The 22,387-nt window shown below is 51.5% G+C and carries 18 protein-coding genes; 13 read left to right on the forward strand and 5 right to left on the reverse strand.

All coding sequences use genetic code 11. The annotated features are described in order from the left end of the window. Positions 1–184: hypothetical protein (locus IGW03_RS38480; protein WP_228536255.1), on the forward strand; the 184-nt coding region annotated here is incomplete at its 5' end. A 719-nt stretch (positions 185–903) separates the two neighbouring features. Here the strand turns inward: IGW03_RS38480 and IGW03_RS33435 are convergent. Beyond that, complete coding sequence (locus tag IGW03_RS33435; RefSeq protein ID WP_194726758.1) at positions 904–1,791, reverse strand: NAD(P)-dependent oxidoreductase; 888 nt, start codon at positions 1,789–1,791, stop codon at positions 904–906. Positions 1,792–2,239: 448 nt separating this feature from the next. Next, positions 2,240–3,631, reverse strand: a complete 1,392-nt coding sequence (locus tag IGW03_RS33440) for a GntP family permease (RefSeq protein WP_194726759.1) — start codon at positions 3,629–3,631, stop codon at positions 2,240–2,242. 190 nt (positions 3,632–3,821) lie between these two features. On the opposite strand from IGW03_RS33440, the gene IGW03_RS33445 reads away from it, so the two are divergent. From IGW03_RS33445 to IGW03_RS33465, 5 genes are all read left to right on the forward strand, one after another. Continuing rightward, positions 3,822–4,721, forward strand: a complete 900-nt coding sequence (locus tag IGW03_RS33445) for a LysR family transcriptional regulator (protein ID WP_194726760.1) — start codon at positions 3,822–3,824, stop codon at positions 4,719–4,721. A gap of 759 nt (positions 4,722–5,480) precedes the next feature. Continuing rightward, positions 5,481–6,659 (forward strand): ABC transporter substrate-binding protein, encoded by a 1,179-nt coding sequence (locus IGW03_RS33450; protein WP_194726773.1) that lies wholly within the window; start codon positions 5,481–5,483, stop codon positions 6,657–6,659. A gap of 40 nt (positions 6,660–6,699) precedes the next feature. Continuing rightward, positions 6,700–7,401 (forward strand): CoA transferase subunit A, encoded by a 702-nt coding sequence (locus IGW03_RS33455; protein WP_194726774.1) that lies wholly within the window; start codon positions 6,700–6,702, stop codon positions 7,399–7,401. 12 nt (positions 7,402–7,413) lie between these two features. Beyond that, positions 7,414–8,061, forward strand: coding sequence for a CoA transferase subunit B (locus IGW03_RS33460; protein WP_194726761.1), 648 nt, complete (start codon positions 7,414–7,416; stop codon positions 8,059–8,061). A 9-nt stretch (positions 8,062–8,070) separates the two neighbouring features. Then, on the forward strand, positions 8,071–8,388 hold the full coding sequence (locus tag IGW03_RS33465) for a Dabb family protein (protein ID WP_194726762.1): 318 nt from the start codon (positions 8,071–8,073) through the stop codon (positions 8,386–8,388). Between the two features lie 760 nt (positions 8,389–9,148). Here the strand turns inward: IGW03_RS33465 and IGW03_RS33470 are convergent. From IGW03_RS33470 to IGW03_RS33480, 3 genes are all read right to left on the reverse strand, one after another. Beyond that, positions 9,149–9,670, reverse strand: a complete 522-nt coding sequence (locus IGW03_RS33470) for a MarR family winged helix-turn-helix transcriptional regulator (protein WP_194726763.1) — start codon at positions 9,668–9,670, stop codon at positions 9,149–9,151. 617 nt (positions 9,671–10,287) lie between these two features. After that, positions 10,288–11,082: an enoyl-CoA hydratase-related protein gene (locus tag IGW03_RS33475; RefSeq protein WP_194726764.1), complete on the reverse strand. Its 795-nt coding sequence runs from the start codon at positions 11,080–11,082 to the stop codon at positions 10,288–10,290. A gap of 77 nt (positions 11,083–11,159) precedes the next feature. Further along, entirely contained in the window at positions 11,160–12,956 is a 1,797-nt protein-coding gene (locus IGW03_RS33480) for an acyl-CoA dehydrogenase (RefSeq protein WP_194726765.1), read from the reverse strand. Between the two features lie 218 nt (positions 12,957–13,174). On the opposite strand from IGW03_RS33480, the gene IGW03_RS33485 reads away from it, so the two are divergent. From IGW03_RS33485 to IGW03_RS33515, 7 genes are all read left to right on the forward strand, one after another. Further along, on the forward strand, positions 13,175–15,190 hold the full coding sequence (locus IGW03_RS33485) for an NADPH-dependent 2,4-dienoyl-CoA reductase (protein ID WP_194726766.1): 2,016 nt from the start codon (positions 13,175–13,177) through the stop codon (positions 15,188–15,190). A gap of 33 nt (positions 15,191–15,223) precedes the next feature. Continuing rightward, complete coding sequence (locus IGW03_RS33490) at positions 15,224–16,888, forward strand: AMP-binding protein (protein ID WP_194726767.1); 1,665 nt, start codon at positions 15,224–15,226, stop codon at positions 16,886–16,888. Continuing rightward, entirely contained in the window at positions 16,888–17,655 is a 768-nt protein-coding gene (locus IGW03_RS33495; protein WP_194726768.1) for a glucose 1-dehydrogenase, read from the forward strand. Before IGW03_RS33490 ends, IGW03_RS33495 begins: the two co-directional genes overlap by 1 nt. A gap of 6 nt (positions 17,656–17,661) precedes the next feature. Next, positions 17,662–18,477 (forward strand): enoyl-CoA hydratase-related protein, encoded by an 816-nt coding sequence (locus IGW03_RS33500; protein ID WP_194726769.1) that lies wholly within the window; start codon positions 17,662–17,664, stop codon positions 18,475–18,477. Further along, entirely contained in the window at positions 18,477–19,247 is a 771-nt protein-coding gene (locus IGW03_RS33505; RefSeq protein ID WP_194726770.1) for an enoyl-CoA hydratase/isomerase family protein, read from the forward strand. The genes IGW03_RS33500 and IGW03_RS33505 overlap by 1 nt, the downstream gene beginning before the upstream one ends. A gap of 150 nt (positions 19,248–19,397) precedes the next feature. Continuing rightward, the gene (locus IGW03_RS33510; protein WP_194726771.1) at positions 19,398–20,393 is read left to right on the forward strand and encodes an oxidoreductase; all 996 of its coding nucleotides are present in this window, start codon (positions 19,398–19,400) and stop codon (positions 20,391–20,393) included. Between the two features lie 467 nt (positions 20,394–20,860). Then, on the forward strand, positions 20,861–22,072 hold the full coding sequence (locus IGW03_RS33515; protein WP_194726772.1) for an ABC transporter substrate-binding protein: 1,212 nt from the start codon (positions 20,861–20,863) through the stop codon (positions 22,070–22,072). Positions 22,073–22,387 lie beyond the last annotated feature (315 nt).

Here is a 22,387-nt window from a genome sequence, read left to right on the forward strand (position 1 = left end):
TAACTCTATCGTCACCCATGGTGGCGGATTCCTTTCTGCTGAAATGTTTCGGTCTAGACAACCTTATTTCAGCAGCATCCGCCGCCTTCTTCAACTACCCCTCATCCACAACATTCCGTTATACCTCATGATCGAGCAAGGCAGAGTATTGACTGATATCGTAGATATTGCATCAGCCGGATGATGTTTGGATGCACGACCGCAGGCTTGCCTTGTGAGAATGCTCCCGCTGGTGCGTTTAGGTAATCGTGCACCCAGTTGACGGCGCCGTTATAGCAGGTTTACGTGCGACATAACTTGGCAATGTGGGGTGTCCAGATGACTATTCGGCGTTGTCGGCATCGCTTGGGATACTTCTGTAAGTGGCAGCGCTAAGTGCTGGTGCCAGATCCGCAGCGAAATAAGGGGCGGAATGCAAGAAGTACTGTGCAGACGGTGGAAGTGTAGCGTCGTGTTGATTGAGGAAAAAACTGACTCGTTGCGGTTCCTGCTCTAACGTGTGATGTTGTTGCCTCGCGGTATCCGTGCGCAAAACGTGCTGGACGACGGCAGCGCCAGGCGCGTGGTATTTAGCTGCTTAATCTGGCGAGCGGACGTCGACTTTTCCTGATCCACCGTCGGCAGCGGGCGCAAAACTTCCAGGCGGTTTTCCGCGTGGCGCGACGTCATTATCGTGGCGATCAAATCTCGATAGCACTTCATAGCCACAAGAGCTTCGGCGCCCATACTACACCGCTTCTGGTAGCACGCCTGTGTCCGGCTATTGTGCTTGCCCAAGCATGCGGCGGAGCTCAACCCAGTGTGGAGGGATAAGCTGCGCATGAGTATAGTTTGTGATCGATAATTGGAGCGGTCGATGTGAGGGGGCCGACTTTAGAACGCAGGTCATCCACGATCGTGATATCAAATTACCTTACCGCTTCGCATCCATCGTTTCATTGCTTCCGGGTCATCCGAGTCAACATACTGCGATACGCGTTCAAGCAGACCGAGATCAAGCTGAGCCAAATTTGCAAGCTTCCTTGCCATATGCAGATCTTTGCTTGCTACGTTATGAATGGCGGTGTAGGCATCCGGTGATCGTGCCCAAGCGCGATATTGGGCGCGTCCAGTGGTGGCATCGGCCGTGAGAAAGTTAAGGCCGCTACTGACAGCCAGTATTGGTGAGAGCTTTTCAAAACTAACACCATATTTCTCCGCTAGATCTATAGCTTCTGCGGTAAGAAACATATTGGCAAGGCAGAGCATATTGTTTACTACTTTCACTACTTCTGCGGAACCCAGGTCTCCGCAATGAAAAATGTGTTGGCCCATGGAGTTCATCAATGGTGTGACTGCCTCGATGTCTGAGGCTTCGCCTCCGAGCATGATGGTAAGTGTGCCTCTTTCCGCGCCGACGATACCGCCGCTGATTGGGGCGTCAATCAAGCTCGCACCGGCGGCCTCCAACGGGCTCTTTAACGCGGCGAGTGTATCAGGCAGTGTGGTGCTCATCATGCAGATGATGGGGTGTTTCCCTGGTGGGATCGCCCGTATTAAGCCCTTATCACCAAGCATTGTATTCATGATTTGCGCGTCGTTGGCCAGTAGTACGATTACCGCATCCGCATCGACGCAGTCGACAGCGTCAGTAGTCGTTCGAACACCCAAGCGCACGAACTCGTCAAGCACGGCTCGGTTACGGTCACAAACAATCAATTCAAATTCCGCTTGTTTAACACGACGGGCCATAGGTGCGCCCATGTTTCCTACGCCAATAAAGGCGACTGTCTTTACTTGTCTAAGTGTCATTGCGTTATCTCCATTACAGGACGCGACGGTTGATCTGAGGCGGCGGCATATGCACGACCAGACCAGTACTACTAGGATTGTTCCTTAAGTAGGTATCCCAGTACGTTATAAATCCGGCCTGATGTTGTGAAAAACATAATTCCAGGCGTCTCAACCGTTGCTTTATCAGATGCCGAAACACCAAATAGATTGGCTTCGCGGCGGTTAGATCGGGATATCGTGAGAAGGCTGAAGAGGTTAAAGAAACGCCTTTAGCCCTTCCTCTAGTTCATGTTCTCCGAACCCCATGAATTCGAGTGCAAGAGAGGCGTCGAAAACAGGAGCGGCCTGGCGCAGCCAATTATTCAGGCCATACTTAGTCCAACGCAATACGTTTGGTGTACCGCATGCGAACCTCTGTACGATCTCCAAGGGCTTCTCTTGTAGAACGTTTCCTTCAAATGATTGGCTAGGTGAGGCCAGTCACGTAAAAAGTGGCAATCACAAAAAGTGCCGCAAGTGTCTTGATAAGCGTAATGGCAAAAACATCTTTGTAGGCTTGGCGATGTGTCAATCCTGTGACTGCCAGCAAGGTAATGACTGCTCCGTTATGCGGAAGAGTGTCCATGCCACCGCTGGCCATAGACACTACCCGATGTAGTGCTTCCAGAGGAATGTGCGCTGCATTAGCTGCGGCAATCAGATTCTCCGACATCGCGGCTAGCGCAATACTCATACCCCCTGAGGCTGAACCGGTAATGCCAGATAACGTGCTGACCGACACAGCAGCGTTCAACAAGGGATCGGGAATGCTCTGCAGAGAGTCACGAATAAGGAGAAAGCCGGGGAGCGCAGCGATGACAGCACCGAAGCCATACTCCGAGGCGGTGTTCATGGAGGCTAGCATCGCACCACTTACTGCCGCTTTGCTGCCGTCGGCAAAACGTTGTTTTACTACTTGAAACGACGCGACAACCACGACCAAAATCCCCACGACAAGGGCACCTTCCACTGCCCAGACTGCTGTCAATGTCGTAATCTTTGTTTCCACAGGTTTAGCCAACCCCGGCAGGCTTACGCTGTGTAGTTGCCCATACCATTGCGGAATTTTCTGGGTAAGCCAATAGTTTGCCAGTCCCACAACAAGCAAAGGAATGATAGCCAGTGCCGGTGAGGGAAGCGTCGCTCTATCCACACGTAGTGGCTCATTTGCATGGTTTGAACCGTAACCCTCCCCGCTTTTCGTTGCTACATGTTGACGCCACTCCAGATATGCCAAGCCGCATATGAGCAAGAATACAGAACCGACGATCCCCAACATGGGCGCTGCCCAAGACGTGGTATTAAAGAAGGTTGACGGAATGATGTTTTGGATTTGCGGCGTCCCGGGTAACGCATCCATTGTGAAGGAAAAGGCACCTAGTGCGATGGCCCCAGGCATCAGCCGTTTAGGTATATTGCCCTGCCGATATAGTTCTGCAGCGAATGGATATACAGCAAACACTACGACGAATACCGATACACCGCCATAGGTTAATACAGCACACACCGTTACGATGATGAGATTGGCGCGTGAGCGGCCAAGGTAGCGGATGGCCATCTCCACAATTGATTCGGCGAAGCCCGAGAGCTCGATTACTTTACCGAATATGGCGCCCAACATAAAAACTGGAAAGTAGAGTTTCAAAAACCCTACGAGTTTTTCCATGAACACGCCTGAAAAGACTGGAGCCACGGCTCCTGGATCGGTCAATATGACAGCGCCCATGGCTGCAAGTGGCGCAGCCAAAATGATGCTATAGCCGCGATAGGCAGCAATCATGAGAAATCCCAGTGCAGCTAGCACCGTAAGCAATACCATGGTGTCTCCAAACAGTTTCCGTTTTTACTTTCCGCTAGGTAGGCCAGTAGTTTGAAAGAGTACGCTAATTGGCACGCGCTAGTGCCTGCCGTTGACCCTCTCAAGATGGCGTTCGCGATTTTGCGGCAGACAATGCATTTATAAAAGAAAACCGTTGCAACCTCGTTGTGCATTAGTGCACAATTGACAGATGAATGAGCTTCCAGAATGGAACGATCTTGGCGTCTTTCTCGCCGTAGCCCGCCTTGGCACTATCTCGCTTGCTGGTGAGCGACTGGGGATGGAGCATTCCACGGTATCTCGCCGGATCGACCGACTAGAAGCTAAGTTAGGGGTTGTGTTGTTCGATAGGCGCCGTAGCGGTTATTCGCTGACTGATGCCGGACGAGTGCTGATCCCTCATGCTGAGGCCATGGAGAATGCTCTTCTTGCAGCAGTTGAGGAAAGCTCGGGCAAAGCAGAAACCATCGAAGGATCGGTCCGCGTCGGCACGCCTGAAGCCTTTGGTATTAATGTCCTTGCTACAAGCTTGGTTCCACTTCGTCAGAAGCATCCTAGGTTGCATATTGAATTGATGGCGCAACCCCAGTTCCCCAGCCTAGTGACGCGGGAAGTCGAAATCCTTGTGACCCTCGATCCTCCTGAGATGGGGCGCTACAAGGTGGCTAGACTTGCGGAAGTGGACTATTTTCTCTACTGTTCACCTAGTTATAGAGACTCCCACCCACCCATTTGGCAGCTAAGTGATGTCATTCAGCACGAATTTGTGGACTATATTCATAATGGGGCCGTCACTGATCGATACCGCGTGCTAGAAGAACTGACACCCAATCCGAAGCGTAGCTTCACTGCCACGAGCGTTCTTGCCCAGCGCGCTGCTGCGGCTGCTGGCATGGGGCTGGTCTTGTTGACACCATACGTAGCGCTGCAAAGCACTGACCTAATTAGTATTTTTCCCGATCAGCCGCTGATGACGCGTAGCCTATGGATTGCAGCGCCCGAAGATCTTTTGAAAATCAAGCGTCATCGGTTAGTTTGGGATCACATTCGAACTTTGATCGATCAGCATCCCAATTTGTTTCGAAAGTAGACTGAGGAAAACTGGCGTCCTAACGGCGTGAAGTCTTTATCTCCTCATTGCTGGCTCTTTTTCATCCTTCGCCGGTGTAAAGCCGGGCCGTGCACGCGTGCAGGCAGGCGTTGTGCAAATGCGCACATCTAGCTTGCGCCCGCTGCTATTGCAGCTCCAAGGCCACCGCAATACTATTGGCGTCACCAGTTATCTTCGACACATCGGTTGAACAAGCTCATGTCATGAATGATGAGATTTTGATGCCAAAGTAAAATAATCTTACGAGACGCGCATGAGCCTTTAAGGTACATCGTTAGGGGCCGAGCCCCCTTTGCAGAGTGGGTGTTCTTGGTCTATGAATTACTCCCTAAAGCTAGATAAGTGCACTGCTAGGTAGTGGTGTAACTAACTACCTATCCAGTATAAATAACGCCATAGTTATAGACAGCCGTCTGGAATTATCGCTTAGGAAGCGCCAGTTATAAGGGGCGGCCGCGTCCAATTTTGAAGAGGGCAATAAACGCGGTCGCTAGTATATCAGCTGCGTACTGGAGCTAGGCGTGTACTTAGATAGTTAAAGAGAGGAAGTTAGAGCTTGCTTTGTCCTATCGTGAAAATGGCCGAAAGTGGATTTAAAACGTTCGGTTTTCGATAGAGATAGTGCTTATGCAAGAGGCAGCGGCATTGTGGGACCATTTTTAGGCTTCTAAGAATCCAATATTGAGAAGAGGAGTTATCGTGAACAATTTGAACAGTAAATCGCTGACGGCATTACTCATGTCGTCCTTGCTCTGTGCTGGCGCAGCGCACGCCAGTAAGGATGATGTAATCAGAATCGGCGTGTTGACTGATTTTTCTGGCACTTACGCTGATATAGCTGGAAAGGGCGCGTTGACCGCAGTCGAAATGGCGGTCGACGATTTTGCCAAAGATCGCACCGTGCTCGGCAAGAAAATTGAGGTGATCTATGCGGACCACCTGAACAAGGCCGATATCGCTGCTTCCAAGGCGCGCGAATGGTACGACACACAGGATGTCGATATCATCGTTGACCTTGCCACCAGCAGCGCAGCTCTGGCCGTGACTGCCATTGCGGAACAAAAAAACAAAATCGCCCTAGTTACGACTGGTGGCGCTTTGCCGCTAACGAATGACAAATGCACGCCATCCACGTTGCACTGGGTGTATGACACCTATGCGCTGACCGCCGGAACCGCCAAGACTGTTGTCGATTCTGGCAAGAAAAACTGGTATTTCATCACGGCTGATTACGTCCTTGGCCACTCCCTTGAGCAGGAAGCCGCCAAGGTGGTGAAGGGTAACGGGGGCGAAGTTAAGGGTACCGTCCGCCATCCGTTCCCAGCCAGCGACTTTTCGTCCTATCTGATGTCCGCACAGGCGTCAAAGGCTGACGTGATTGCGCTGGCCAATGCTGGCTCCGATCTGGCCAACACCATCAAACAGGCTGGTGAGTTTGGCATGACTACGAGTAAACAGACCGTCTTGCCGCTGCTGATGTTCATTTCGGACGTGCACTCGATGGGTCTGAAAACGACCCAAGGGCTGATGATGACTGAAGCTTTCTACTGGAATCGGGACGAGAAGACTCGTGCTTGGTCTAAGCGATTCTTCCAGAAGACCGGCAAGATGCCTACGTCCGCTCAGGCGGGTGATTACTCTGGTGTGACAAATTATTTGAAAGCCATCAAGGCGACGGGCAGCACCGATACAGCCACGGTAATGAAATACATGAAGAGCACACCGGTTGACGATGGCCTCTTCAAAGGAAAGGTACGTGAAGACGGACGATTCGCTCACGATATGCTGTTAGTCGAGGTGAAGTCCCCTGTGGAATCAAAGGAACCGTGGGACTACTATAAGATCAAGTCGGTAATTTCGGCGGATGTGGCAACCATGCCGCTGTCTCAGTCCCAGTGCAAACTGGTTAAAAAATAAGAAGTTGTAAGCTAGGTAATACGGGGCAAATAGAAAAGTGATCAACAAAATTTATCCCAGCGCACAAGCCGCGCTCCAGGATGTAGTAGCGGACGGTCAGACAATTGCGGTAGGCGGGTTCGGTCTATGCGGTATTCCAGATGTGCTGATCGCCGCACTGCGTGATTCGGGTGTGAAAAACCTAACCTGCATTAGCAACAATGCCGGGGTTGACGATTTTGGTCTTGGCCTGCTGTTACAGACCCGCCAGATTAAGAAAATGATTGCCTCTTATGTAGGCGAGAACAAGGAATTTGAACGTCAGTATCTGGCTGGCGAACTGGAACTTGAATTCAACCCTCAGGGAACCTTAGCTGAACGTTTGCGTGCTGGTGGAGCTGGTATCCCGGCCTTTTACACTAAAACTGGCGTCGGCACGCAGGTTGCGGAAGGCAAAGAAACACGTTCGTTTCGAGGCGAAACCTATGTGATGGAAGAAAGCTTAACCGCTGACGTCGCTTTGGTGAAGGCGTGGAAGGCGGACAGGTCTGGCAACCTGATCTTTAAGCGTACTGCTCGCAACTTCAACCCGGAAGTCGCTACGGCGGGCAAGGTGGCAATCGTGGAGGTTGAGGAGGTGCTGGAGGTCGGTGAGATCGATCCAGATGATGTGCACCTGCCCGGCGTGTTCGTGCAGCGTCTAGTTCTAAACCCAAACCCGGAAAAGCGTATCGAACGCGTGCGCACCCGCATACGTCAGTAACAGGAGAATTGTATGGCTTGGAGTCGTGATGAAATGGCGGCCCGTGCCGGCCGCGAATTGCAGGACGGTTTTTATGTGAATCTCGGCATCGGTCTGCCCACCATAGTTGCAGAGCATGTTCCGTCTGGACTCGACGTCTGGCTGCAATCGGAAAATGGGCTGATCGGCATTGGTCCGCTGCCATATGAGGATGAAGTGGATGCGGATTTGATTGATGCCGCAAAACAGACCGTTACTTGCGCTCCTGGCGCCTCAATCTGTTCGTCATCCACTTCGTTCGCAATGATACGTGGAGGCCATATGGATCTGACCATATTAGGAGCCATGGAGGTCAGTGAAAGTGGCGATCTGGCGAACTGGATGATTCCAGGTAAGTTGGTCAAGGGTATGGGTGGCGCAATGGACTTGGTGGCTGGGGTGCGTCGGGTGATCGTATTGATGGAACATACAGCCAAAAACGGCACACCGAAAATCCTGAGGCAATGCAGCCTTCCGCTGACTGGAGTAGGTGTAGTTGATCGCATCATTACCGACCTTGGTGTACTAGACGTTACCGACCGCGGCCTGACAGTGGTGGAATTGGCTCCTGGGGTGACTGCGGACGAAATGCGCAATAAGACAGGTGCGCCATTAGTTTTTGCAGCAGGATTGGCGAACTGATGTCTGGACGTGGATAGACAACAAGCTATGCATGTCATGTTTTCACACACGGTACTGTTGAAGTTTAACCGCTCTGACGACGAATTCTTCACCCGTATTGGCGAGTACGCTGAACAGTTGCGCACGGCATGCGAAGGGGTAATGCAATTGCGGTTCGTACGGAACGAAGCATCCCGTTCAGGCGGTTTTACGCATGGTTTCATTACGAGCTTCGTCGATGAATCAGCACACGACCGTTACCAGGAGATGCCGGCACATATCGAACTGAAGCAATACATTATGCCGCACGTAACAGAACTGATTGTGCTAGATTCCACTATTTCCTAAGCTAGCGTAGCCTTGGCAGTCGAACTGGTTTTTACTGGTTCTATGTAGCACCTTGCTCCGTGCCCCATGCCTCCGAAAGCCGCCGCATATGAGTACTGAGCCTGTCGGACAAATATCGTAGGTGGCCGATTTTGGCCATCTAGCGGTGCGCATTTGGTGTGGAATCGGGAAGGCGGTACATATACGTCGTAGCGGGATGTTGGCGTTAGCAGGCTGGATAGAAAGTTAAGCGGGTATCTTCTCAACATGTCGTTATTGCAGGCAAGGCTAGGCCGAGCGAAGTCTGCCTAACCAAGAGTCGCTAGGATATGTGCAAGAGGGAAAAGCCAAGTCATTGAACTTGTCCTGTCCAGACAGTGGTGACGTGTGAGCGCAGGGAAGCATCTATGGCACAGCTGCGGTGCTTAATTCTTGACCGCTGCAGGAACTGTGCAGGACACGATTCTCGAATCGTTGTTTAAGCCTTCACCCAAGGTGGTTCTCCCCGGGACCAACGCCATATGGGAAATGTGATACCAAAAATTGGACATCCACATTTCTATTTGAAAATTTCGGAACCGGGGAGGAAGCGCGCCACATTGGAAAATTTTGAACGCGGTAGGATGAAGTGCTGGGTCAGTCCGAGCCTTTTGCTTATCTAAAGTATCTCAAGCCGGCACGTGAATTGATGGTGTCTGATGAGATTGCGAATGATGTAAGTAAAAGAAATAAATCTAACTAGGTCCGCCACGCGACGTAGTTGACTCCCGTATAACCATAATTATGTGTCGTCGTTTTTAGACGCAGTCTTCCCTAGACTTACTGTTTTCATGCCCTCGTTGAGGCGGTTTAGGTAATGAACAAACGAAACCTTGTCGTCAAATCGAAAGTCCGCCAACGCTTGGCGATAAAACTCATAGATTTTAGGTTGGACTGTATTCCAAAAGTCACGTCCTATCGGAGTGAGAATCACTAGCTTTGCACGCCGATCAACAGGGTCGGCTATCCGACGCACATGTTCGTCCCGCTCCAAGCGTTTCAGCACTCCATCAAGGTTTTGTCGGCTTACACCTAAGTACTCAGCTAGTTCGGAGAAAGGCATGCCTTCACTGACCTTCGGTCGTGAGAGTGCTCCTAACACGGACCATTGAACCGATGTAATTCCCAGTTCCTTCGTTGCTTGCCGTTCCAATGTATTACCAACTTGGAAAACCCGGAAAAACAGTCGATTGTGTATGGATGAGACCGATTGCTCGTAACTAGAGTCAATCGCATCATCCCCAGGTAAGGAAGAGACGTCCATGATTTTGTGGGCAGGGCGCATACTAAATATTTCAAAAAAGTGGTTAGTTAAACAAGAATATGCGTCCAAGGAATGCGAACCCTCGCACGACGAACTTTCTATTGTGCAACTGATTCTCATGTACTCATGTACAAATATTCATTTGCACTGTTCTGCAACCACTCGATATAGCCACTATAGAGTAGCAGAAAAGACGTCGGACTTCTGTTCCGATACGCAAAGTACTTTACCTTACTTGTATTTTTACTTCAATTCGACAACTGAGCAGCCGCAAACAACCTCGATAGCAGGCCTCCTTTGCAGAAACGATTTATAGGAACATAGACAACATTGCTGGTCATGTTGTTTCTTTATGGAAACATATTTCTACTGTGACTATGGCTAGTTTCACATACGAAATGTGTTGTTTCTTTCAAAGAAACAGGTAACTCGTTCCAAGATCGCCTCGCCATTGCGGTCAAGCCTCACGGACCCTTGAGCCGTATCGGCTTGCAACGGCCTTTTGAACATCAAAATGTTGCCCGAATTTGATTCTTGGCTCGCGCCATAGCGAGTAACTGCTCCAAGAACCACGACACTAACTTGGAGCACCGCCTCTCCGCTAAGGATTTTGTGGATTACTTACCTGTAAAATGTGGGGTACGTTTTTCTGCAAAGGCCTTGACGCCTTCCTGGTAATCAGCACTCCAGCCCAACTCCCGAACAAATGTCGCTTCCGTAGAAAGTTGCTGCTCCAACGTATGGGTAATAGCCGCTTGCATAGCCTGCCGAGTGCGGACAAGCGCTTTCGTCGGCATTGATGCTAGTTGATGCGCGAGCCTATCGACGGTTGCTACGAATGCCGCATCTTCGACTGTCTGCCAGATTAGGCCCCATTCAGCCGCTTTTTGAGCAGGAAGTTTTTCTGCAAGCATAGCTAAACCCATTGCGCGAGCGATGCCGAGGCGCTGAGTCAGAAACCATGTGCTACCTGTGTCAGGACTTAATCCGATTCGCGAGAACGCTTGCAGAAAATATGCAGACTGTGCCGCAACGGCTATGTCGCATGCTAGAGCAACCCCTACGCCACCACCCGCAGCTAATCCGTTAACCGCCGCAATGGTCGGCACGCGCAGGTTTTGGAGTCCCATCACAAACGGTTTGAAGTTCTTTTCAACGACATTACCAATATCAGGCAGCTTGCCGTTATCGGCCTGCATTGTCGGATCCGCAAGGTCTTGACCGGCGCAGAAAGCGCGACCCGAGCCAGTGAGCACGAGAACGCGTGCTGCCGCGTGATTCTGCACCAAGTTCAACGCGGCCAACAGTTCACCATTTGTTTGGTCATCTAGGCTGTTGAGCTTCTCTGGTCTGTTCAAGGTGAGTCGAGCAATGCTGTTCTCGAATTCTAGTTTTATATTTGAAAAATTCATGGTAAATCCTTTCGTCGAATATATATGTTTTGTTCCAGATGAAGCGAATTTTCAATCACCCGATCGGTCAAGTAGCTCTAAAAATGCATCTCGTCCAATGCGAGAACGGCGTTTGCGCCCTGAATGATTTTCTGAGCTAGCCCCCCTGCGCTGCAAAGGAAATGGTCAGCATAGAAACGACTAGTCTGAATTTTGTTTACGTAGAAAGAGGAGTTGTTGGATGACTCCGTTAGCTTGCGTTTTGCAACGAGCGCAGCCAATCCGAGTTGCCAGCCACCACAAACGATACCGAAAAGCTCTAGGAAGGGGACGGCCCCCGCGGCGGCGCGATGTGGGTCAGTTGGGTAGGTGTCAATGATGAATTGCACGCTATCGCCAAGTGCAACCAGACTGGCATGAAGCGCCTTACCAATATGAGTCAAATCAGCATCTTCCTCCCGCTCAAGGTTGGCTCCAACCTGGCACATCTCGTCGATGAGAGCATGAATCGCTTGGCCCTTGTCTCGCGCCACTTTACGACCAATCAGGTCCAGTGCTTGGATACCAGTGGTACCTTCATAGATTGATGTAATCCGCGCATCTCTTAGGTACTGTGCAGCGCCAGTCTCTTCGATAAATCCTATGCCGCCGTGGATCTGGATACCTAACGAAGCGATCTCAACACCGTTTTCCGTGAACCATCCCTTCGTCACAGGCAATATGAGATCAACATACGCCTGATTCTGAGATCGCGTTGAGCCCTCTGGGTGGTGGGCTGCAAGGTCCATAGCCACAGCGACAGAGCAGGAGAGGGCGCGCATTGCTTCGATTCGCGACTTCATTGAGAGCAGCATGCGTCGAATGTCCGGATGGCGAATGATTTTTACCCTGTCGCTATTGTCGCCGCTGATGTCCGTACCCTGGACGCGTTCCTTTGCGTAGGCGAGTGCGTGTTGATAGGCGCGTTCACTGATTCCTAAGCCTTCCAAACCCACAGCGAAACGCGCGGCGTTCATCATGACGAACATGTTGTCCAAACCTCGATTTTCCTCGCCAACAAGATATCCAGTGGCACCGGCATTGTCTCCGAATGCCATAACGCAGGTCGGACTCGCATGGATCCCCATTTTGTGCTCGAGCGATACGCAACGCACATCGTTTCGCTCTCCCAGTGTGCCGTCTTGGTTGACGAGAATCTTTGGTACGACAAACAACGAGATCCCCTTGCTGCCGTGAGGCGCCCCTTCTACCCGGGCGAGGACCAGATGAACGACGTTAGGTGCCATGTCATGGTCACCGTACGTAATAAAGATTTTTTGTCCATGTAGACGATAAGTTCCATCGGTATGACGAACTGCACGTGTACGAATAGCGGCAAGGTCCGAACCTGCATGCGGTTCCGTAAGCACCATGGTCCCTGTCCATGCTCCCCGTACCATTGCAGGTAAAAACATTCTTCTGACTGCGTCGGAGCCCCGGCTTGCAATCACTTGTTGTGCGCCACGCGTAAGCATCGGAGATAAGGTAAAGGCCAAGTTGGCCCCGTTCCAGATCTCCTCGACGAACGTTGAAACCAACTGAGGGAGATTTTGACCGCCATAGTCTTCAGACGAGGAAAGGGACGTCCAGCCGCCTTCAATGAAGTCTTGATACGCCTTGTGCCAACCACGAGGCATCACTACCCCATCCTTCCCCAACTTTGCACCTTCTATATCGCCGCTTTGGTTAAGCGGTGACAGGACGCCAGAGGCAAAACTTCCTGCCGCCTCAAGGATGGCATGCACTACATCGGACGAAATGTCTCGGTATGGGGGTAAGCCGACAAGCTTATCCAGGTATTCCAGATCATGAAGCAGAAAACGCATGTCATTCAATGGAGCAACATATTCCGGCATAAAAGTCCTTCGTTAGGTTGTTTTATATAAAGCAACGAGCAACTCCCTTTTGCTAGGGCAATTACATATGTAGAGGTGTTGATGATAAAGAAGCAATTTACAGGGCACATAACCTGATCCACTGTACCAACAAAAAAAATATACATCAAGGTATTGACATAAACGCAGAGAAGATCGAAGATTTCCAAATCGGGAAATCACTATAACGGAGACCTGCAATGACCTTTCCCCACGTCCTGTCGGAAATTAAAGTCGGTAATGTTGTTCTTCCAAACCGCATGGTTATGGGGGCAATGCACACGCGGCTTGAAACCCTCGATCGTCCGCACGAACGTCTGGCCGCTTTCTACGCAACACGCGCTGCAGGGGAGATTGGCCTTATCCTCACCGGTGGTTACTCGCCCACTCCGGAGGGAGTCATGGATGAGGGCGGTCCGTTGCTGAATAGCCGTGATCAGCTCCACGAGCATCGCCTTATTACTTCTGAAGTCCATAAAGCCGGCGGACGTATCGTCCTCCAGATCCTGCATGCTGGACGCTATGCAAAAGTGCCCACGTGTGTCGCACCTTCTCCCGGTAAAGCACGTATCAATGTCTACCCCCCACGGGAACTCGGTCTGCAAGAGATATGGGATCTAATTGACAGCTTTGCCAATACCGCCTCATTAGCGAAGGAGGCAGGCTACGAAGGCATTGAAATCATGGGCTCCGAGGGCTACTTGATCAATGAATTTACCGCTGCGATTACCAATCATCGCGACGATGAATTTGGTGGAAATTTCGATAACCGCATTCGATTCCCTTTGGAAATTATCAAGGCAGTCCGTGCCCGTGTCGGCGCTGAGTTCATGATCATATACCGCATTTCTTCGATCGATCTGATGGATGGCGGGATGACTGGTGCGGAAATCGCTGAATTTGCTCGCCGAGTTGAAGCAACGGGTGCCGATATGATTAACACGGGCGTTGGCTGGCATGAATCAGCGGTACCGACTATCGCTGCGACCGTACCCCGGGCTGCATGGTCGTCAGCAGTGAGGAACGTCAAAACCGCCGTTTCCATCCCAGTGATGGCGTCAAACCGAATTAACGCCCCGGAAACAGCGGAAGAGGTCATTGCCTCTGGCGCGGCCGATCTGGTTTCTATGGCGCGCCCTCTGCTCGCGGATCCAGAATTTGCGAAGAAAACCCGCTTGGGCGTGCCGCAAGAAATCAATACCTGTATCGCCTGCAACCAGGCATGCCTGGACAAGATCTTCACCGATCAAACAGCGACCTGCTTGGTAAACCCGAGGGCTGGGAGGGAGATCGAATTTACGACCGAGAAGGCTGAACAACCGAAGAGCATCGCAGTCATCGGAGGTGGGCCGGCGGGTATGTCGTTTGCCATTAATGCCGCGGAACGAGGTCATCAGGTCACATTGTTCGAGGCCGCTGCCGAACTGGGTGGGCAGCTCAATATGGCGAAAGTCGTGCCTGGTAAGAACGAGTTTTATCAGATGCTGCGGTACTTCCGCGTAATGCTCGAGAAGAACGGAGTCAAGGTTCACTTAGGTAAAAAGGTAACGGTGGCCGATCTGGGTGGCGGGAAATTCGACGAAGTCGTTATTGCAACGGGAGTAATTCCGAGGACTCCGGAAATTCCGGGAATCAACCATCCTAAGGTAGTTAGCTACATTGACGTCTTGACCAAACGGGTCGAGGTAGGTAACACCGTTGCCATCATCGGAGCCGGCGGAATCGGATTCGATACGGCCGAGTTTTTGCTTGGCGACCACGCGGAAACTTTGGAGACAGAAGCGTTCTTCAAAGCATGGGGCGTTGATGGTGACAACTCGACACCAGGAGGTCTCGCGCCGGCTGTCGAGCACCCTGTTAGCCGAAAAGTGCACATGTTCCAGCGCAAATCGGAATCGCTCGGAAAGAATCTTGGCAAATCCACTGGGTGGATTCTTAAGGCAAAGCTTCGTAAGGCCAAGGTATCAATGACTGCCGGCGCCTCTTACGACGCTATTGATGACGATGGCCTGCACTACACGGTCGATGGCAAGGCTCATGTCCTTCAGGTCGACAATGTCATTCTGTGCGCTGGTCAGGTGTCGAATCGGGATCTCTATGTGCAACTTGACCAGGCGGGGATCAAATTCCACGTGATTGGCGGGGCCGATGTGGCAAGCGAACTCGATGCGCTGAGGGCTATTGATCAAGCTACACGGCTTGCCGTTGCACTTTAAAAGTGGGAACTAGGTTACCTGAGGAGTCAGACAATGCATAAGTACAATACCAATCTCGACCGGTGCGCAGCAAATTTTCAGGCGCTTACGCCGATCCGATTCTTGAACCGCTCCGCAGAGGTCTTCCCGAATCGGACAGCCGTCATTTATAAGGAGCGTCGGTTTACTTGGGCAGAGTACGCAAGCCGTTGCTATAAGCTAGGCAAGGCGCTGATCTCTGCGGGTGTGGAGCGGGGCGATACTGTTGCAATCATCGCACCGAATGTTCCAGCGATGGTGGAGGCGCAGTTCGGCGTGCCCTTATCCGGCGGCGTACTCAACTGCATCAACATCCGGCTGGATGCTGCAGCGATTGCTTTCATTCTCGAACATTCCGAGACCAAAGTAATGCTGGTAGATCAGCAGTTCGCTAAGGTTGCGCGGGAAGCCATCGCAATGACCGGTATGCAAATCAAGGTCATCGATATCGCTGACCCTGACGCAGGTTGTTCCGAACTGATCGGAGAGATCGAATACGAAGCATTTGTCGCTGGAGCAAATGACGAGGTAGACCTGCGATATCCTGAAGATGAATGGGACGCGATTGCGTTGAATTACACCTCCGGAACGACAGGAAACCCGAAGGGCGTGGTCTATCACCACAGGGGGGCTTACCTGAACGCGCTTGGACAGATTATCAGTGCAGAGCTGACCGGTCGCGTTCCAGTCTACTTGTGGACTCTGCCGCTTTTCCACTGTAACGGCTGGTGCTATGCATGGTCACTTGCAGCAGTGGGTGGCACCCATGTTTGCTTGCGTAAGGTGGCGGCCGAGGACATTTACACTGCGATCGAGAAACACGAAGTTACTCACTTCTGCTGCGCGCCCACCGTTTTGAGCTTTTTGATTAACGGGAAGCCCGCGAGTTGGCAAACGCCAGATCAGCCGATCAAAGTCGTATGTGCAGGTGCTTCACCGCCGGTCGCAATTCTCCAGCAGATAGTGGAGATGGGCTTCTCGGTCCTCCATGTGTACGGTATGACGGAAATGCATGGCATCACTACGCTGTGTCAGGTACAGGAGAGCTGGAACGATCTGAATTTCGCTGACCGTATGGTTCACTTGGGACGGCAAGGTGTACGTACTGTTGTCACTGACGAGATGGTGGTTTGCACGCCCCAGACCTATGATCCGGTTCCAAACGACGGTAAGACGCTGGGTGAAGTGATGTTCCGAGGAAATCTCGGAATGAAGGGCTATCTGAAGAACGCCGCTGCAACACAAGAAGCTTTTGCAGACGGTTGGTATCACACAGGTGATCTTGCGGTTGTACATGAGAACGGTTATATCGAAATCAAGGACCGCTCCAAGGACATCATTATTTCTGGTGGCGAGAACGTCTCATCGCTTGAGCTGGAGGATGTGCTTTACACACACCCTGCCGTGATGGGTGTGGCCGTTGTTGCCGTCCCTGATGAGAAGTGGGGCGAAGTACCGTGTGCCTTGATTGAACTTAAACCGGAATATCAAGGGCAAGTCACTGAAACCGAGGTTACCCAGTTCTGCCGCACAAAATTGGCTGGATTCAAAGTGCCTCGGCATATCGTCTTCGAGCCACTTACCAGGACGGCGACAGGGAAGCTGCAAAAATTTAAGCTTCGTGCCCACGCGGCAGAAGTCATCACAGCGCGCAAGGCGCAGATAAAGGAGTCAGTATAATGCGTGGCCTTCAACAAAAAGTTGCAATCATCACCGGCGCTGCAGGCGGCATCGGAGGAGCCTTAGTTAGACGTTTCTGCGAAGAAGGCGCTCATGTCGTCGCGGTTGACATCAACGACAACGGGCTGAAAGAACTTGTGGTAAGCCTGAAGGAGTTCGAAGGCAACATCACCCCCATGGTGATGGACATTACGGACCACGCAGGAGTGGCAGGTAAGGTTGGCGAAATTAAAGACCGACTAGGTCGGATCGACGTGCTCGTCAACAACGCCGGTTGGGACCTCGCAAAGCAGTTCGTCGAAACCACCCCTGACTTCTGGAACAAAGTCATTAGCATCAATTTGATGGGGGCGTTGAACCTGCACCATGCAGTACTGCCGATCATGATCGCTAATGGAGGCGGGAAAATCGTTAACATCTCGTCGGACGCTGGCCGCGTCGGCTCGTCCGGTGAATCCGTCTACTCGGCTTGCAAAGGCGGGATCATTGCCTTCAGTAAGACAATCGCACGGGAATGCGCACGTAGTAACGTGCGTGTAAATGTGGTCTGCCCTGGCCCTACTGATACAGCCATTCTGCGCTCATTCACTGGTGAAGGCGAGTTTGGAAAAAAAATCTACGACGGGTTGGTCCGCGCAATTCCGCTCAAGCGTGTTGGACAGCCGGACGATATCCCAGGAATTGTCGCATTTCTGTCTAGCGATGACGCCAATTTCATTACTGGGCAGGTGGTCAGTGTATCCGGCGGTCTGACAATGCATGGATGATCAAAAATGAGCAACTATACCGATATTCTCTTTGAAGCTAACGCCGGTGTCGCCCGCATTACCATTAATCGTCCGGAAAAATACAACGCATTCCGAGGTAGGACCTGTGACGAACTCATCGACGCACTTCACAAGGCAGCCTGGGACCGTTCGATCGGCGTGGTCGTTCTGACTGGCATCGGCGACAAAGCGTTCTGCACCGGTGGCGATCAGTCTGCCCATGACGGTGGCTACGATGGACGTGGGCTAATCGGCTTGCCAGTAGAAGAGCTGCAGGGACTGATCAGGGAAGTGCCGAAACCGGTTATCGCCCGCGTGAATGGTTATGCCATTGGCGGCGGCAACGTTCTAGTTACATGCTGCGATCTCGCGATCGCTTCGGAAACTGCTCAGTTTGGTCAAGTTGGGCCGAAGGTCGGTTCCGTCGATCCCGGATTTGGCACAGCATTGCTGGCGCGAGTGGTCGGCGAGAAGAAAGCCCGGGAAATCTGGTACCTGTGCCGGCGCTACACTGCTCAACAGGCATTGGCGATGGGCTTGGTCAATGCTGTCGTTCCAGCAGCGGAACTCGACGCAGAAGTTGACCGCTGGTGTCAGGAAATCCTGGCAATGAGCCCGACTGCACTTGCAATTGCAAAACGCTCCTTCAACGCAGACACCGATTCGATCCGTGGCATTGGCGGCCTGGGCATGCAGGCACTGAGTCTATACTACGGCACACCGGAATCGCAGGAAGGTGTTGCAGCATTCATGGAAAAGCGCAAGCCTCGCTTCCGAGACGTTGCCAACCAATCGGCCGCTAAAATGAAAGAGGAAAAGTGATGACTGCTACCCTGACATTTCAGGCCAGCGCAGCAATCATCACGTTGAACCGGCCAGAAGTCCTGAATGCTTTGAATCGCGAAATGGTAGAGCGTATTGGCAATCTGATTGACGAAGTACAGCAATCAAAAGCAAACGTCCTTATCATTGTAGGAGGTGGAGAGAAGGCATTCTGCGCCGGCGCCGACGTAAAGGAAATACTCGGCGGAGACCTCGATACGCAGCAGGCGTTCGCCCGGCGCGGACAGCAAACGTTTGCCAAGCTGGATACCTTGTCGATTCCATCAATCGCAGTAGTTCATGGCGTTGCCTTTGGCGGCGGCCTTGAACTGGCGTTGGCTTGCACATTCAGGGTCGCGACCACAAGGGCTCGTTTCGCCCTGCCTGAGATCAAGCTTGGGCTGATCCCAGGCTATGGCGGCACTCAGCGGCTTCCTCGGCTTGTCGGCGCATCGCGTGCGCTGGAAATCATGTCGACTGGCCGTACTGTCAATGCCGACGAAGCAGAGCGCATCGGTTTGGTAAATATGATAGAGGATGGTGACGACCCTGTAGCGCTTGGCACTGCTTTTGCCGCTCTACTCGGCAATCCCCCGCCGGCATCACTGCAGATGGTGCGCCAAGCAGTCGCAAAAGCACTCGACTTATCATTGCATGAAGGCTTTGAAGCCGAAGCAGCGCTGTTTGCGTCGTCCACGCAAACCGTTGATGCAGCGGAAGGTGTTAAGGCCTTTTTGGAAAAACGCAAGCCAGTGTTCGTTGGCGACTGAATACAGTCGGGACGTCAGCACTTAATTCCCTTGAACTAGGCTGTTAAAACCCTTTGGTTATACAGGGGTTGAGTGACAGTATCGGGAGAGAGACGTCGGTGAATAAGATGTGTAACCTAGATCAGATTGGCCTTAATTAGGAACGCAGCCATGGATACATTCAGAGGATATGTTGTCGATAAGGCAGAGGACGGGGCAGTCTCTGGCCAATTGAAGTTTCTGACGTGCGATCAACTTGATGCAGGCGATGTAACGATTCGGGTGCACTATTCAAGTGTTAATTACAAGGACGCCTTGGCAGCGACCGGGTTAGGTAAGATTATCAGGCGATTTCCTTGCGTGGGTGGCATCGACCTTGCCGGAGAAGTCATCACAAGTGCGGACGCGCGGTATAAGCCCGGCGATAAGGTTATTGCGCTTGGTTTCGATATTGGAGTATCACACCACGGTGGCTATGCTGAAATTGCGCGAATACCTGCCGACTGGATTGTTCCACTACCACCTGGGTTAGATCTGCTGGAATCCATGGCGCTGGGAACTGCAGGATTTACCGCCGGGCTTGCTTTTGACAGGATGGAGAGAGCCGGGCTTATGCCTGCAAGCGGACCCGTCATTGTCACGGGCGCTACGGGGGGCGTTGGCAGTCTTGCAATCGACATGCTTGCTAACAAAGGCTACGAAGTTGTCGCATTGACTAGGAAGGAATCGGAATCGGATTACCTAAAGAGTATCGGCGCGAGTGCTGTCAAACTATCGACAACGGTTGATCTTGCAAATATTCGTCCGTTAGAAACAGCGCAATGGGCTGGGGCGATCGACAACCTTGGTGGACCAGTTCTAAGTTGGCTGATCGCGTCAATGAAGCAGTCCGGAATCGTCGCCAGTATCGGGAACGCTGCAAGCCCTAAACTCGACAGTACGGTTTTCCCCTTCATTCTGCGTGGTGTGAGTCTTCTGGGAATTGACTCCGGCAACCTGTCCTTTAGGGTGCGGGAAGGAGTGTGGAAACGTCTTGCTGGTGACCTAAAACCTCGTCATCTGTTAAGTTCGACTAGAGTCATAGACCTCGCCACCTTACCGTCTTGCTTTCAAGAATTTACAGTAGGTCAAGTGAAGGGACGCACCGTCGTGCGTATTATCGGATGACGCATCGTTACACCTCACGTACAAAGTAGTAAGAGCGGATTAATCTCGTTTTCATGATGTAGGACCAATTTGCTTCAACTAGGGTAATGCAAGGATGTAACCACCAGCAGAAGCGTCAACTAAAGAGCATTTGATTAGAGGTGCGATCGAGTACTCGGTTGGATCAAGATGCGTGGATGTTTATATAAGTTTTGATCTGACCTATGAATCTACGCCCCCAAGCAAGGTGCACATCGCTGATGACGCACCTAGAGGAAGTGTTGCGTCTGTTTAGAAGCGGACGTTATATGGACTCGGCGACAAGGCAGATCTTTTTTATTGAAGTAATTGGCATTCCGCCAAGGCAGTCTTCAACCGAAGGCACCTAGATAAGAACAACAAGAAGGCGATAACCCAGTTCAACCAGAGTGGTTGCCGTAACAGCTCGGATAGGGATCCGAGTTTATCTTTGAAACAGGAGACACATCATGAAAAAAGTCCAGAAAATTTCTACCGTCGGATCGATGGTGCTTGCATTTTCATGCACAGCACACGCGCAGATATCCGGCAATGTGGTCAAGATCGGCGTTATGTCTGACTTGTCCGGCTCATATTCCGACCTGGCAGGTCAAGGCTCGGTGGCAGCCACTAAGATGGCGATCGAGGATTTCATCGCGAAAGAAAAGCCAACTTTCAAAATCGAGATGGTTACTGCAGATCACCAGAACAAGACCGACGTTGCTGCAGGCAAAGCTAGGGAATGGTTCGACCGTGATGGTGTCGATGTCGTGTCGGATCTTGTAACGACTTCGGTGGCACTTGCAGTTATGAGAGTTGGAAAGGAGAAGGAAAGGGTTGTCCTGCCAACAGCGTCCGCATCTAGTTCTATTACTAACGAAAATTGTAATGATGTCACGATCCACTATGCGTATGATACCTATGCGCTAGCAAATGGCACCGCTAAAGCTTTGACGAACCAAGGCGGCAAAAGCTGGTACTTCCTGACCGCCGATTATGCATTTGGGCACGCGTTAGAAAAGGATACATCCGCCGTTGTTACAGCCAGTGGTGGTAAAGTCGTTGGCAGCGTACGCCATCCTTTCCCTTCAAGTGACCTTTCTTCCTATCTCGTAAAAGCTCAGACGTCCGGAGCCCAAGTGATTGGTTTAGCCAACGCTGGTGCAGACACGGCAAATGCGATCAAGCAAGCAGCTGAGTTTGGAATAACGCCGAAGCAATCACTAGCAGGGCTTTTGATGTTTATTACAGACGTCCACTCGCTCGGTCTGAAGAACACTCAGGGTATGTACCTTACGACCGGATTCTATTGGGATCGCAATGAGGAAACCCGCGCATGGTCAAAGCGTTTCTTCGCCGACCAAAAGAAGATGCCAACGATGATTCATGCTGGCCAGTACTCTTCGATTCAACACTATCTGAAGGCTGTTAAAACTGCTGGTACAGATGACGCGAAAAAAGTTGTTGAGCAGATGAAGAAGATGCCCGTGAATGATTTCTTCGCTAAAGACGGTAAGATTCGCGAAGATGGGCGGATGGTCCATGAGATGTATCTTGTGCAAGTAAAGAAGCCGTCCGAATCTAAGTATCCTTGGGACTATTTCACAATCAAAGCGACGATTTCTGCTGATGAAGCGTTCCAGCCTCTCAAGGACTCGCGTTGCCCCATGGTTAAAAAGTAAATCAGGGTTTGGATTTCATCCGGTGTGATAAAGCATACCGGATGACTCCTGAGAATCAGTGCATTCCATCTTTTCAAATGGATCCACGGCTAGGCAATAGCCAATTAGCAGTACCTTCAAGGTCTTCATCCAGTCATGACTACGTAGGAGAGGTATCGTCAAATGTTGTGTATTGACGGGTCAGTGATCAGGCGGCGGCCAGCTGCTGATGCTCACGAACTCCATCGACAAACTTCACTCCTCGAATCACCTCTGCCAGCCAGGTGAATCCCTTCAAACGCCGGAACGATTGCTCGGCGCAGATAGCCAGCTTGA

Source organism: Noviherbaspirillum malthae, from assembly GCF_015352985.1.
GTDB classification, from domain to species: Bacteria; Pseudomonadota; Gammaproteobacteria; order Burkholderiales; family Burkholderiaceae_D; genus Noviherbaspirillum; species Noviherbaspirillum malthae.